Source organism: Polynucleobacter sp. 15G-AUS-farblos (assembly GCF_018882445.1).
Classification (GTDB): Bacteria; Pseudomonadota; Gammaproteobacteria; order Burkholderiales; family Burkholderiaceae; genus Polynucleobacter.
Genome location: NZ_JACVOM010000002.1, coordinates 160,799 through 174,803 on the forward strand (window position 1 = coordinate 160,799; position 14,005 = coordinate 174,803).

The 14,005-nt window shown below is 45.8% G+C and carries 9 protein-coding genes; 6 read left to right on the top strand and 3 right to left on the bottom strand.

What is annotated here, in order from left to right:
- Positions 1 to 18 precede the first annotated feature (18 nt).
- Both ICN41_RS04090 and ICN41_RS04095 read left to right on the top strand, forming a co-directional pair.
- Positions 19 to 1,086, top strand: coding sequence for a tartrate dehydrogenase (locus ICN41_RS04090; RefSeq protein WP_216291549.1), 1,068 nt, complete (start codon positions 19 to 21; stop codon positions 1,084 to 1,086).
- Positions 1,083 to 2,045: a tripartite tricarboxylate transporter substrate binding protein gene (locus ICN41_RS04095; protein WP_216291550.1), complete on the top strand. Its 963-nt coding sequence runs from the start codon at positions 1,083 to 1,085 to the stop codon at positions 2,043 to 2,045. Before ICN41_RS04090 ends, ICN41_RS04095 begins: the two co-directional genes overlap by 4 nt.
- A gap of 102 nt (positions 2,046 to 2,147) precedes the next feature.
- Here ICN41_RS04095 and ICN41_RS04100 read toward each other — a convergent pair whose 3' ends face one another.
- The 3 genes from ICN41_RS04100 to ICN41_RS04110 form a co-directional block, all read right to left on the bottom strand.
- Positions 2,148 to 2,996, bottom strand: a complete 849-nt coding sequence (locus tag ICN41_RS04100; RefSeq protein ID WP_216291551.1) for a M48 family metallopeptidase — start codon at positions 2,994 to 2,996, stop codon at positions 2,148 to 2,150.
- A gap of 122 nt (positions 2,997 to 3,118) precedes the next feature.
- Positions 3,119 to 6,685 (bottom strand): UvrD-helicase domain-containing protein, encoded by a 3,567-nt coding sequence (locus ICN41_RS04105; RefSeq protein WP_370629090.1) that lies wholly within the window; start codon positions 6,683 to 6,685, stop codon positions 3,119 to 3,121.
- A complete protein-coding gene (locus tag ICN41_RS04110) occupies positions 6,682 to 9,663 on the bottom strand; it encodes a PD-(D/E)XK nuclease family protein (protein WP_216291552.1) in 2,982 nt (993 codons plus the stop codon). The genes ICN41_RS04105 and ICN41_RS04110 overlap by 4 nt, the downstream gene beginning before the upstream one ends.
- A gap of 132 nt (positions 9,664 to 9,795) precedes the next feature.
- On the opposite strand from ICN41_RS04110, the gene trxA reads away from it, so the two are divergent.
- The 4 genes from trxA to ICN41_RS04130 all read left to right on the top strand — a co-directional run bounded on the left by trxA (position 9,796) and on the right by ICN41_RS04130 (position 14,003).
- A complete protein-coding gene (gene trxA, locus ICN41_RS04115) occupies positions 9,796 to 10,122 on the top strand; it encodes a thioredoxin TrxA (RefSeq protein WP_068948270.1) in 327 nt (108 codons plus the stop codon).
- 256 nt (positions 10,123 to 10,378) lie between these two features.
- Complete coding sequence (gene rho / locus ICN41_RS04120; RefSeq protein ID WP_216291553.1) at positions 10,379 to 11,641, top strand: transcription termination factor Rho; 1,263 nt, start codon at positions 10,379 to 10,381, stop codon at positions 11,639 to 11,641.
- Between the two features lie 185 nt (positions 11,642 to 11,826).
- A complete protein-coding gene (locus ICN41_RS04125; RefSeq protein ID WP_114637034.1) occupies positions 11,827 to 12,174 on the top strand; it encodes a type B 50S ribosomal protein L31 in 348 nt (115 codons plus the stop codon).
- A 113-nt stretch (positions 12,175 to 12,287) separates the two neighbouring features.
- A complete protein-coding gene (locus ICN41_RS04130) occupies positions 12,288 to 14,003 on the top strand; it encodes a glycosyltransferase family 39 protein (protein WP_216291554.1) in 1,716 nt (571 codons plus the stop codon).
- Positions 14,004 to 14,005 lie beyond the last annotated feature (2 nt).

The window sequence follows — 14,005 nt, forward strand, 5'->3', positions numbered from 1 at the left end:
CAAAATAGTAGGAGACAAATGAAGACGTACAAAATTGCGTCCATTCCAGGCGATGGAATTGGCAAAGAAGTCATTCCCGAATGCGAAAAGGTATTAAATGCCTTAAGCAAAAAACATCCTGAACTTGCTTTTGAATTCGAACACTTCGATTGGGGTGGCGATTACTACCGTAAACACGGCATCATGATGCCCGATGATGGTCTTGAACCCTTACGCCCTAAAGATGCCATTTTGTTCGGCTCAGCCGGTGACCCTAAGATTCCGGATCACATTACTTTGTGGGGCTTACGTCTCAAAATATGCCAAGGCTTTGATCAGTATGCCAATGTACGCCCCACCAGAATTCTGCCCGGGATCGAAACGCCTTTACGTCACTGCAAACCCAATCAACTCGATTGGGTGATAGTGCGCGAGAACTCCGAAGGTGAATACTCCGGCGTAGGCGGTAGAGCACATCAAGGTCATCCTATTGAGGTTGCTTCTGACATGAGCATCATGACTCGCGTTGGCGTTGAGCGCGTACAGCGCTTTGCCTTTAAGTTAGCGCAATCACGCCCCCGCAAGCATCTCACCGTAATCACTAAATCCAATGCGCAGCGCCATGGCATGGTGATGTGGGATGAAATCGCCAATATCGTTGCTAAAGACTTTCCAGATGTTACTTGGGATAAGGAGTTAGTTGATGCCGCTACTGCACGTATGGTCAATCGTCCTGAGTCTTTAGACACCATTGTTGCAACGAACTTACATGCGGATGTACTCAGTGATTTAGCGGCTGCACTCGCTGGTAGCTTAGGTATCGCACCAACGGCTAACCTGGATCCAGAGCGTCGCTATCCATCGATGTTTGAACCGATTCACGGCTCTGCTTTTGACATCATGGGTAAAGGGCTGGCCAACCCGATTGGCACATTCTGGTCGGCCGTCATGATGCTCGACTTCTTGGGCGAAAAGGCTCTAGGAGCAAAGTTAATGGCAGCTATTGAAAAAGTCACTGCCAATCCAAAACTACACACACGCGATTTAGGTGGTACAGCCATGATGCGTGACGTTACTAATGCAGTTATTGAGGAGATCTCCAAATGAAGCTATTGAAACTACTAAGTGGATTACTAAGTGCTTGCTTGATTTCGTTCGGCTTGCTATCAGGCGCTCATGCCCAACCCTTTCCAGATAAAACCATTCAGTACATCATCCCCTTTCCTGCAGCTGGAGAGTCTGATTTAGTGGCGCGCTACCAGGCGGATATCTCTGCCAAAAAATTTAAGCAGCCTATGGTGGTCATTAATCGCGCTGGCGCTGGTGGCGCACTTGTCTGGAGCGCTCTCAATACTTATCCTGCTGATGGAACTACAGTAGTCGGTATCAACATTCCGCATACTATGTTGCAACCCTTGCAAGAGGGCATTCAATATAAGACTGACGATATTAATGCGATCTACTACTATCACTTCACCCCAGATGCTTTGATGGTTTCTGCTGATAGCCCTTACAAAACCTATCAAGAATTTATTGCAGCAGCCAAAAAGGATCCAGGCAAACTCTCTTTAGCAGGCTCAGCACAATTCTCAGCCAACCATATGGCTGTAGAGCGTTTAAATAAATTGGCTGGGGTGAAAATCAATTACGTGCCATTCAAAGGTACAGGTGATTTGATTACTGCCTTAATTGGAATGCACGTAGACGGAGCAATGGGCTATTTGCCACTAGCCATTCAGCAAAAAGGAAAAGTGCGCACCCTGGCTATCGCCACCGAGAAACGCAATCCCGCCCTACCGGATGTGCCGACCTTTAAAGAGCTGGGTCTCAATTGGGTAGACGGAGCCTATCGCGGTGTCGCAGTCCCTAAAGCTACTCCACTTGTGCTGCAACAAAAGTTATCTGACTACTTTGCACAACTAAACGCAGATCCAGAAACCAAAAAGAAACTTGAGGACTCCGGATTTGTGATAGTGGATGTACCTTTGGCAAAAATGCCAGCATTTATAAAAGAGAAAACTGCACAAGCTATGGAAGATGCCAAGAGTGCCGGAATGATCAAATAGATCTTCCCGGATTATTTCCTGGACAAGAAAAAACCACCGAATTGACTCGGTGGTTTTTTTTCATTGAACTACTTGCTTTGCTTGATACTCAGGAGCGATGTATTAGACATCATTCATGAAGTCGCCACCACCGCCGCCACTGTCATCCCAACTGCTAGCACCGCCATCATCCCAAGAGCTTGCATCGCGCACGCCAAAATTAGGATCATCTAACGCAGGTCCACTCACTTGGTTCATATTGGGGTTATTGCCAAAGTTACCTGGATTGTTTGCATTGTTTGCATTGCCACCCATCAGATGACTAGCTAATGCTTGACCAGCATACATACCAGCACCTAAAGCTGCGCCAGTTGCTAAGCTACCCATTAAGCCACTACCAGCGCCACCAGGTGCGCCTGGATAGCCAGGGCCGCCAGGAGCACCGGGGCCACCAGGATAAGGAGCAGGTCCACCAGGAGTACCTGGATAACCAGCAGATGGTGCGTTATATACCTCAACAGCATCACGCTTGCGGCGCTTGAGAACGATGATGGTGCCAATCACAAGAATGGCAATCAAACCCCAGAACAAGGGGCTACTAAAAATAGATGTGGCACCCGCAGCTGGAACACCTGCTGAAGTCGCTAATTGCATTTGCAATTTCTGTACCGAATCAGCCTGAGCAAAAGGCAAACCAGGAGCCAAGCTTTCCGCTTTCAAAAAGTGACTACGGGCTGTTTCCAATTTGCCTTCTTTTACATAAAGCTCAGCAGCAACATAGTGTGCCTTAGCGCTATTAGGATGATTTTTCAAAACTTCTTTCATCATCACATCTGCTTTAGCCAACTGCCCCGCTTGCACTGCTTGATAGACCTCAGGCAGAGTTGCTTCAGCAAAAGCGGCATTACTCGCTAGCAAGGTCATTGCTGCGAAAAGACTGAGGAAGAGATTCATTACCTTACGCATTTTCATAGACACTCCTTTATGGCTTAGTCGTTTACGGATAAACGATCAAATGCATTATCCCTACTTTAGGGATTTTTGTTACCTCGACAATATATGCGGTCTAAGTAGGGGAATTCAAGGGGGTTTGGCTAAACTACCTCGTGGAGCTCACCCAGAGCAGAAATTAAGAAGGTTTTGATCTTTTTATCCTTCCGAATGGGCTTTAATCCCGCTTGATAAGCCTGTAATTGCTTACGGTATTTTTCATACTTTTCACTTCCTAGGGCCGGAATCGTGAGCTTGTAATCAATGATGGCCAAATGGTCATCTAGCTCCACCAAGCGATCTATGCGATAGCTCTTACCCCCCTCAGTTACCAGATCTAACTCATTCCAAGCAGCAACCCACTCCCCAGAAGTTAAGTAGCGTTTGAGTTTGGGTGTCTCTAATACCGTTTTGACTTGATCTAATAACTTCTTAGCACTATCTTGATCAATGCCCAACCAATTCATGAGCTCTTGTTCGCTTAGTATTGGTGGCTTATTCTGATTACCAGAATCTGGCGTCAAGAACTCAAGTAGCTTATGAAAGTTTGTGCCCTCTTGTAACACTTCAGGGTCGGGCTCAGTAATGGCTTCATCCTCACCAGCAAACACCTCTACCGTAATACCGCTCTCAATGTCGCTCAGTAATTGCGTTTGATAATGGATTGCATGCGGCCATTTAAGTACAAAGTCATCAAGAGAGATAGTCTTATCCTCAGCTTGGGGGACTATCGGAGCTTTTTGAGTATTTTCTAAGATGCTTTCTGGCAGCAGATACGGCAACAAACCTGCCGCACTAGCTTTACCGTACCAAGATTCCTGGTTCAAACCAGTAGGATTTTTGGGGGTAGGTTTTTGAGCGTCACCACTAATCCACAAACCCTGTCTGGCACGAGTCATTGCAACATAAAACAAATTCCAGTTTTCATTTATCCCAATCGCTTTTTCAGCTTCATTGATTTCTTTACGTGGACTTGTCAATGTTTTGGTATTAAATGCAGACAGGTGCAAAGGCCCCGTCTCTTGTGGCGGCCAATCCATCAGAACACCCATCTTGTCAGGATTTGGCTTTGTATTATTGGCATCTAAGATGATGACAAATGGAGACTCCAATCCTTTGGCACCATGAATAGTCATCAGTCGCACCCGTAAATGCAGATCTTCAGCAGACATATCACTCTCTGGATCCACTTCTACTAAATTATCATCACTGGCAGCATCAATATCACCCTCATCTGGCGTTTCATCATCATCGCCACGACGCTTGGCATTTATTTCTTGAATAAAACGACTCAAACTGGGGTATTGACCACCGTCTTGATCTAAAGACAGCATTAAGAAGGCGTCTAAATTGGCCAATACTTGAGCACGATCTCGATCCTGGCAAACAGAGGCATAACGTGCACGGACACTACCCTCTTGATAAATGCGATCTAGCAAATCATGTACCGGTAATCGCTCACTTAACTGATGCCAGTGCTTTAAGAATCGAGCTGCTTTTTGCAGATTTGCATCTACGCTATCTTGCAAGGCATCCCACCAAGAGCGGTAAGCCTCTGGTGTTTTAGCAATAGCCAGTTTTTGCATTTCCTGTTCAGTAAAACTAAAAATAGGACTTCTGAGCACCTGTGCTAATAACAAATCATGGCGCGGCGTCACCAGCACACTTAACAGCGCAATCAGATCATCTACCTCTAAGGTATTTAAGAGTCCTCCTAAGCGAGAGCTGTCATAGACCAGCCCCATATCTCGTAGAGCCCTCTCGTACTGAGGCAAGAATTGGCGACGCTTTACCAACAGTAAAAAATCGCTTGCCCTAGCATCACGCCAGATATCTTGATCGCCATCTTTGTCAGCCACTTTTCGGGTAGCGATCAAATGGTTAATCAGCTTGCCAACCATTAAACCCTCTGCATGACGCTGCGCCACATTCACAGTTTCATAGGGATCCATAATGGCGCTATCAAATGCGCTGCCCTCGCGTGGCTCACTACTCTTGGCTTCATAAGGCACCAATGCTAAAAGATGAGCCTCACCTTGCTGTGCATATTCTTGAGTGGGTCGATTTTCATCAGAAGCGCGCCAATGCGTCTTTTGCTCTGAGTAAGGATAGTCATCAGGAATCTGAGGACCCATAAAGATTTTATTAACGGTCTCATTAATTTGAGGAGCATTGCGGCGTGTAACGCCTTGCTCCATGTATATCGCCTTCCATGCTGAATGCAAAAACTGTTTAGCACTGACAAATAAACGGGGGTCTGCACGTCGAAAACGGTAAATAGATTGCTTTGGGTCACCCACAATAAAAATCTTAGGCTTTTCTGAGCTGTTTCCATATCCTTCTAACCACGAACGCAAAATCTGCCATTGCAAAGGATTGGTGTCTTGAAACTCATCTACTAAGATTTGTGTATACCGAGCATCTAGGCGTGATTGCAGATAAGCTGCATGGGCAGAATCTGCCATCAAAAGACTGACGCCGATTTCTAAATCGTCAAAATCACGGACCCGCATGCTGTCTTTTCTATCCTCAGCATGCGCCATCATAGATTCATTTAATGCAAACCAGGCCTGATTAATGGCGTAGATATCTTGCTCTGCTTGCCAAGCGATGTACTTGACAAAAGCATTGCCCCACTCTTTTTTAATATTGAGGTATTCATCACAGCGAGTAGCCAGACCTTCATTCTTTAAGAAGGTCTTAAGATCACCAACTAAGCGGTCATTCCAGGTGCGATATTCAAGCTTATCGAGAGTTAAAAAAGTATCTTGAAATACTTGCACCACATCCATCACATCACCACCGCGCTTCTTACAGGCAATGGCAGGCAATAAATACTCCAGCAACCCTTGATCTTGAGCGCCGCTATGCTCAAAACAATACGCTACAAACTCTAAGTTTTTTAGTGCGTCAGGGGCATTCCATAAAGAAAGTAGTGGATTAGTTTCCTTGAGCTGAGGAAGTGAATTCTTTAGAAGATCTGCGGGGCTAATATTTTTTTCTCTGCAGGCTTTAGCAAAAAACGTCCAGGCTCCTCTTTGCTTGAGAAGACTTGCTTTACCCATCAGTAATTGCAAGGCATTGTAGGAGCCTAAGTGTTTTAATAAAACATCGTACTGAGCCTTGAGATCGGCGCTCATTCCGCCCCACCAATCCTGCAAACACTCCTCTTGCAAACGCTTCGCATCCTCGCGCAATGTAAATCCTGGCTGGATACCTAGAGAGACTGGCGCTGCCCCCAGTAACCTTCCAAACCAACCGTGAAATGTGTCAATCACAATCGGCTGTGGATTAGCCAAGACTTGAGAATAGAGTGCTTTAGCTTTGGGCAAATAGATGCCCATTTGAGATGCATCTAAGCCCCTCTCAATTAAGGCATGAGTTACCATCTCATCATCGCCTGTAGAAAATTCTTGCAACAAACTATACAAACGATCACGCATCTCCTGAGCAGCCTTGCGCGTAAAAGTGAGGGCGAGAATTTGCTGGGGTTTTACATCATCTAGCAATAAACGCACCATACGCGCTACCAATAACCAAGTCTTGCCACTGCCCGCACAAGCAGAGACCACAACAGACTTTTGTGGATCGCAAGCAAGCTCTTTTGAAAACTGAGTCACCGGCACACCATCGGACATTTTTATGGAATTAAGGTCTATGGGTTGACTCACCATACCCCCTTTCGACATATGCCACGCGCCTCGCAATACCGACAAACACCATCAGGAGCAAATGCCTCCATGGGTTTTTTAGACCATAAACCTTCAAGGTCTTGGGTAATCTGCTCGGAAAATTGCTTCATCAACTGAGGAAATGGGCTCACCTCCTGAGAGCGCGGCGCATTTTGTACATCTTTACCAATGTCGGCCTTGAGGGATACCCACTCAGCCTCTCGCACTTGATGTCCAACAATTTTATGATTCTCTTGACCCTCATTAGCGGCTCGCGCGTATATCAGCAACTGCGGATCATCCAAAATATGTTCCGCTCGATCTTGAACCTTTTTATAACTTTGATGCTTGTAATCAATAACGGAAGCTACTTTTGGATTGCTAGCGTGTACATCAAAACGATCCGCGTAACCTTCGATACGAATTTGGCGTAGCTCGCCATCAGGACCCATGATTGGTAGTTCAAATCCAACCTTTGCTTCGCCATCAAAATACTCCCAGCCTTCTTGCTCACGCCCCAATTGCCAAGTAATAAAACTTGGAATTTGCTTTTGCCAATCACGCAAGGTTCCCATCACACGGGCATCGCCCTCTATTAATTCCTTAAACTCTTGTTCAGAAATAGCAGATAAGCGCTTTTCCATCCACTCACGTCGCAACTGAGTATCAACCTTGAGCTCAGAATTGTTATGTGCCTCTGTTTTTAATGCGTGATAGAAGATTCTGAGGATGGCATGTAAGGTTTGACCAGCCAAAGATGCATCAAAACCTTCATCAAATCCCTTCATTTTTCGCAATCCCAATAAACTGCGAACGTAATAGCGATATGGACAATCTCGCAATGCCTTATAAGCACTTGGGCTCATTGATAAAGGCATCGGCAAATCATCCTCAAGATGAGCGACTGATCTTGATAGGGGATGGATTTGAACTGGTCGCTGCTCAGGCTTAACTTGTAGTGGACTCCACTTGAGTGCACTTTGCAAACGCTGAATCCAGGCAGATGGACGCAAAGGTTCGCCACTTTTGCTATTGCTTTGCCAGAGAAAATCTACTTTGTCAGCTGACGCAAGCAATTGCGATAAATCACGTGCCTGCTGTTGAAATTGCAAAGCAATTGTTGATGTCTTTAAAAGCTGATTTAAGGCGTCTGAGAAAAATAAAGGCGGCTCTGCATATGCAGGTAATTGCTGCTCATCACAACCAACCATCACTACCGCATCAAATTTTCTGAGGCGAGTAGAGCTCAAGGGAAGAATGCTTAAAGTCGCGAGAGCCTCTTTACCCTCCTCCTGATAGCTTGCGCCCTCAATTACTGTCTTCACTAGACTTAACCAGTCGCTTAAACGCATCTTCACTTGCTGATGTGCGGAGCCATGCAAATCGAATGATTTAATCACTTCTAACAATTGCTTACCAGCCGAGTCTTGCGCTAGTTTGCTGGCCATGCCAGTGGCCTTTAGGTTCTGCTGCAACAAGCTATATGCCTGATGACAATCTACTTTTAAGTTTTGCCATTCATAGTGACGCTCTCTTAAAAATTGCAAGAGCTTAAATAAGGCGGGATTTGGCTGTACTGAAGATCTTTTCTCTGCACTTGCTGTAGCCCCTTCAATCGCCAAGTGAAAGGTCTTCCAACCTGTTTCCGCTTTACTTGAAATCAAAATATCTTCGAGTTCTGCAACGAGTCCTACGCATAAGTCTTTGTCACAATTGAGCCACTGAGGGTTATTGATTGCTATAAACGGATTTTGCAAAAACTCTAAAAGTACTTTTGCACTAGGCCCATCCTTGGGCGCCCTAATGAGCTCTAGCCAACTATTAAATGCGGCAGCGGCACGCGTTGTTGATAGCTTCCAACCAGTCTCATCTCGAATATTTAACGATGGCCCTAAGCGGGTGAGTAAAGCACGCGCTCTTCTAGCCACCAAACGGTCTTGAGCAACTAGCGCAATCTTCTTTTTATCTGCAATCACATATTGCTCAATCGTTTTTGCAGTTAACCATGCCAGCTCTTCAAATCGCTTAACACCCATGAGTTGCCAGTTTTCAGAATGGCTATGACGAATATTTTCTAGAGCTTGATAATGCGCGTCATCGCCCCCGACTGCTTCAGCCCACAAACCAACTGTTTGCCAATCCATTGTGACTTCGATGACGGGTGTGTGATGAGCATACTGATCAAGAAAGGTGTTGAAGATTTCTTTATCTATTGGCTTAGGGTCAGCTGTTTTAACCCAGATTAAGGGCCTTTCTTGATGATGCTTTTTAGCTTGCTCAATTGCTTCTAGATGCGATGCCATCGCAAGCTGTTCGCGAAACACGGGGTCACTTGCACTGGTGATATAACGCCAAAATGTGAGTAGCACAAATGCTTCTTGGTCGACTACTTTGCGAGATAGCTCTGGATAGACTTCGTTAATCAGTTTGTCTAAAAAGGTAGTGACTTGATCAATCCATGCTTGACCAATCGAAATTTGCTTTCCATTGGCCGCTTCTATCTGTGCATAAATTTGTTTTTGTAGTTGGGGTAATACTGCCTTAGATAAAGTGTCACATGCTTCGATGATGGCTTGAGCTAAACCCCAGGCACCCGCCTCAGTTTCAGCTTTAAATCGCGCTTGCAAATCGCGATGCTCACGTAATGTGGCATAGACACCCAACCAACGCTCTAAATCCGTCTGTTTCTTTGGAAACTTCCATGCGTTTGGTGCCGCCTCTAGCCAATCAGTAAAGCTGATAACTTGTGGCAAGAAGGCTATTTGATTGGATAGGTCATCCGGGCGGGTATCTTCGAGCGCAGCCCTAAGGCCGATGAGGGGTCCTGCAGTACTCAGCACCACTAAAGGGCGCTGCTGGGTTTGTTTTGCACAATTCCAAATACCTTCCGCTAAGGTCTTGAGAGCCTGGGCATTGGGCGCAATCGTCCATGCATAAGGCTGCTTTTGCTCAGAAATAGTGGGAAATGCGGCTGACATTAAGAACTTTGAAGAACTCTCGTTTTGGGGCTAATTTTGAATTTTCGGCACAATCTTTGGCTTATTGCTAATATAAGCGTTGTAACGCCACAATTAAACAACTCGCTAAATAAGTCTAAATAAGGAATTTTCATGAGTGCCGGCATTAAATATGTAACTGACGCCTCTTTCGAACAAGACGTCCTCAAGTCCGATAAACCCGTTTTGCTCGATTTCTGGGCTGAATGGTGCGGTCCTTGCAAAATGATTGGTCCAATCCTGGAAGAGCTCTCCGGTGAATACGGTGACAAATTACAGATTGCCAAAATGAATGTGGATGAGAACCAGGGCGTTCCCGCCCAATTCAACATTCGCGGCATTCCTACCTTGATCCTCTTTAAAAACGGTACTGTTGCCGCTCAAAAAGTAGGCGCTTTGGCTAAATCCCAGTTGACTGCTTTTATTGATAGTCATCTGTAAAGTGTCTGACACCACGGGTTCACTAGGTGAGCCTGTGGTTTTCCTGCTGTAAGCCTTGCCATACCCTATTTTTAGTGTAGTATTACTCGAACGCACTAATCAGTGCTCCGAATTTCAGCAAACTATCTCCCCCTTCTTTTAGCAAAACTCCCCAAATCCTGTTTGTCCACATCTGTCTGATATCCATCAAGACGGCGATATCCCAAAACACATTTTTATTGAATCTTTTCCCTCTTTATCAAAACCCGAGAACCACATGCAATTAACTGAACTCAAAGTCCTCCACGTATCCGCCCTGCTTGAAATGGCAGCTGGCCTGGAGATTGAAAATACCCAACGGATGCGCAAACAAGAATTGATGTTTGCGATTCTGAAAAAACGTGCGAAGGCCGGAGAGACTGTTTTTGGTGACGGCACCTTAGAGGTATTGCCTGATGGCTTTGGCTTCTTGCGCTCTCCTGAAGCCTCTTATATGGCTTCACCTGATGACATCTATATTTCTCCTGCGCAAATTCGTCGCTTTAATCTCCATACTGGCGATAGCGTAGAGGGTGAAGTTCGCACACCAAAAGATGGCGAACGTTACTTTGCCCTAGTAAAGGTCGACAAGATCAACGGTCTGGCTCCTGAAGCCCTCAAGAACCGCATCATGTTCGAGAACTTAACGCCACTGCATCCAAATCGCGTGATCTCACTTGAGCGTGATATCAAGGCTGAAGAGAATCTAACTGGTCGCATCATCGACATGATCTCCCCAATTGGTTACGGTCAACGTGGTTTGATCGTGGCCTCACCAAAGTCTGGTAAGACCGTGATGATGCAACACATTGCACACGCAATTGCTGCTAACAATCCCGAAGCGATTCTGATTGTCTTGCTCGTTGATGAGCGCCCTGAAGAAGTTACTGAAATGCAGCGCTCCGTGCGCGGTGAAGTGGTTGCCTCTACCTTTGATGAACCAGCAGTTCGTCACGTTCAAGTTGCCGAGATGGTGATTGAAAAAGCGAAACGCTTAGTAGAGATGGGTAAAGATGTCATCATCTTGCTTGATTCGATTACCCGTCTTGCACGTGCTTACAACACAGTAGTTCCTTCATCCGGAAAAGTACTCTCTGGTGGTGTGGATGCCAACGCCTTACAACGTCCAAAACGTTTCTTTGGAGCTGCTCGTAATATTGAAGAAGGTGGTTCACTCACCATCATCGCTACTGCCCTGATTGAAACTGGTAGCCGTATGGATGACCTCATTTATGAGGAATTCAAAGGTACCGGCAATATGGAAGTACACCTTGAACGTCGCTTGGCTGAACGCCGCGTTTACCCTTCTATTAACCTCAATAAGTCCGGCACCCGTCGTGAGGAATTGCTGGTTAAAGCCGAAAACCTCCAGAAGATCTGGGTGTTGCGTAAATTACTGGCAGATATGGATGATATTGAGGCAATGAATTTCATTGTGGATAAGCTCAAATCCACCAAAAACAACGGTGAATTCTTCGACCTAATGCGTCGCGGCGGCTAATTTAGCCCCGTGAAGGCTGTTTCAGACACAAAAGGGGCTGTTTTAGCCCCTTTTGCCTACCTAAACAGCGCTTTGTTGTTGATTTCATGGCATAATTTCGCCTTTACTGCTTTTAAAACCTGGGAAAGTATTTAGGTTGTGAAGTTTAATTTAACCAAAACGGCTACCCGCTCATAGGACTCAAAATGAAACCTGGCATTCACCCCGAATATCGTGAAATCGTCTTTGTAGACGTTTCCAATAACTTCAGCTTCAAGACTCGCTCCACAATGTCTACTAAAGAGACGATTAAGTGGGAAGATGGCAATGAATATCCATTGGCCAAGATCGAGACTTCATCTGAATCACACCCTTTCTACACTGGTACCCAAAAAATCATGGATACCGCTGGTCGTGTTGAGAAATTCCGTCAGAAATTCGGTACTAAAGCGGTTGCTAAAGCTACCGGTGATGGCGCTGCTAAAACAGCTGAGAAAAAAGCTGCTGCTGCAGAAGCTAAAGCTGCTGAAAAGACAGCTAAGAAGAAGGCTTAATTCCCTTCTAATCGCAGGATATGGCTTTAGCCTCCTCTGCGAGATAATCAAGGCAGCGTTTGCTGCCTTTTTTATTTTTTGTTTTACCTTTAGTTGCACCCTTTATAAAGTACATGGTCAAACTTACTGCCGCCGCTACTAAATCAATTCCGCGCATCATTATTTTTGCGTTGACATTGGTTTATGGATTTTCTGGCCTCTTCTTCCGTGATCCTTGGAAGAATGAAGATGCGATTGGCTTTGGTGGAATGTGGGCTTTATTTCGCGGCGACTCTCTTGATTGGATTGTTCCGCATTTAGCTGGGCGCGATATTTCTCTTGGCGCCCCACTTCCTTACTGGATGGGGGCCACCCTCATCGAATTATTTGGTCCTTGGATTGGTGCTGCGAATGCTGCCCGCCTCTATTCAGCGATTTGTTTTTTTGCTGCGGCAATTGCTATTTGGTATGCCACCTATCTTCTAGGTCGTCGTCGTGAAGTTCAACCCATTGCATTAGCTGTTGGTGGTCAGCCTGACCTCAAAAGCTATGGTATGACATTGGCTGATGGCGCCCTCCTCATCTTCTTAGCTTGCGTTGGTCTTGCACAGCGCGCCCATGAAACAACTCCGATGATGGCGCAACTCATGGGCATCAGTATCGTTTTGTATGGCACAGTGCGCGGACTAGATAAGCCTTGGCAAGGCGGTTTATGGACCGGACTTGGCGTGACCATCGTTGCGCTCTCCAGTAATCTGACCTTAAGCTTGATTGTCATTACTTCAACCATCATTGCGGTGATTGCGAGTAATGCTCGATTGCGTTATCGCTGGACTATCACCAGCACTTTCTTTGGCATTGTGGGTGTATTAATTTGGCCAGCGCTTTGGTACATCGCTGATATCTCACCAGAGTGGCGCCATATTGCACAAGAGGGTTGGCGCAATACCCCTGAAATGCGTCTTCTCCCTTCATTTGAATCTCTCGAATTTTTAGGCGTGAACTTCTGGGCGTACGCCTGGCCAGTTTGGCCTTTAGCCATCATCTCTTTAGTGCATTGGGGGCAAACCAAGGAATCTGGTGCGTGGCGCGCCCCTCACCTTTGCATTCCCTTGTGTTTATTTATCGGCTGCTTTATTTATGTTTTGTTCCGTAGTCAGGCTAATGAACATGACCTCATGATTTTGATTCCAGGTCTATCAATTATTGCAGCCTTTAGCCTTCCTATTCTCAGGCGCAGCTTTATTAGCTTCATCGACTGGTTTGCGATGTTCAGCTTTACGGTGATTGCTTTAGCTATTTGGATTATCTGGCTTGCCATGGTCACCGGTTATCCAGAACAAATTGCTAACAATGTAGCGCGCTTTATACCTGGCTATGAAAGCCAATTCAATCCCTTGGCATTCATTGTGGCTGTAGTGATTACCGGCCTATGGCTAGCAATTGTGCGCTGGAGAACCTCGCGCGCTCCCAAAGAAATTTGGCGCTGTCTGATTATCTCCGCCTCCGGCACTACCTTAATGTGGGTCTTGTTGATGACCTTATGGTTACCTACCATCAATTATGCAAAAACCTATCGGCATGTTTCTGCACGCTTGGTGCAAGCCGTTCCAAATGTTGGCTGCATTGATACTAGCAATCTGGGCTATGCTCAGCTCGCCTCTTTTAACTACTTCACCAAACTGAACTTACAGGATGATCCTAGCTGCCCTTGGCTTCTCACCCATAGTCAGTCTGAGGCCTCAGCTTACGCCAGACTCAATAATAAAAAGCTCACACTATTATGGGAAGATCGACGCGCTTCTGACCGCGACGAACGCTTGCGTTTATACGAAGTCATTCCGGAATAAGG

Bases quoted from the DNA above. Each gene is read 5' to 3' on its own strand.
- ICN41_RS04090 (WP_216291549.1), top strand. From the start codon at position 19: ATGAAGACGTACAAAATTGCGTCCATTCCAGGCGATGGAATTGGCAAA.
- ICN41_RS04095 (WP_216291550.1), top strand. From the start codon at position 1,083: ATGAAGCTATTGAAACTACTAAGTGGATTACTAAGTGCTTGCTTGATT.
- ICN41_RS04100 (WP_216291551.1), bottom strand. From the start codon at position 2,996: ATGAAAATGCGTAAGGTAATGAATCTCTTCCTCAGTCTTTTCGCAGCA.
- ICN41_RS04110 (WP_216291552.1), bottom strand. From the start codon at position 9,663: ATGTCAGCCGCATTTCCCACTATTTCTGAGCAAAAGCAGCCTTATGCA.
- trxA (WP_068948270.1), top strand. From the start codon at position 9,796: ATGAGTGCCGGCATTAAATATGTAACTGACGCCTCTTTCGAACAAGAC.
- rho (WP_216291553.1), top strand. From the start codon at position 10,379: ATGCAATTAACTGAACTCAAAGTCCTCCACGTATCCGCCCTGCTTGAA.
- ICN41_RS04125 (WP_114637034.1), top strand. From the start codon at position 11,827: ATGAAACCTGGCATTCACCCCGAATATCGTGAAATCGTCTTTGTAGAC.
- ICN41_RS04130 (WP_216291554.1), top strand. From the start codon at position 12,288: ATGGTCAAACTTACTGCCGCCGCTACTAAATCAATTCCGCGCATCATT.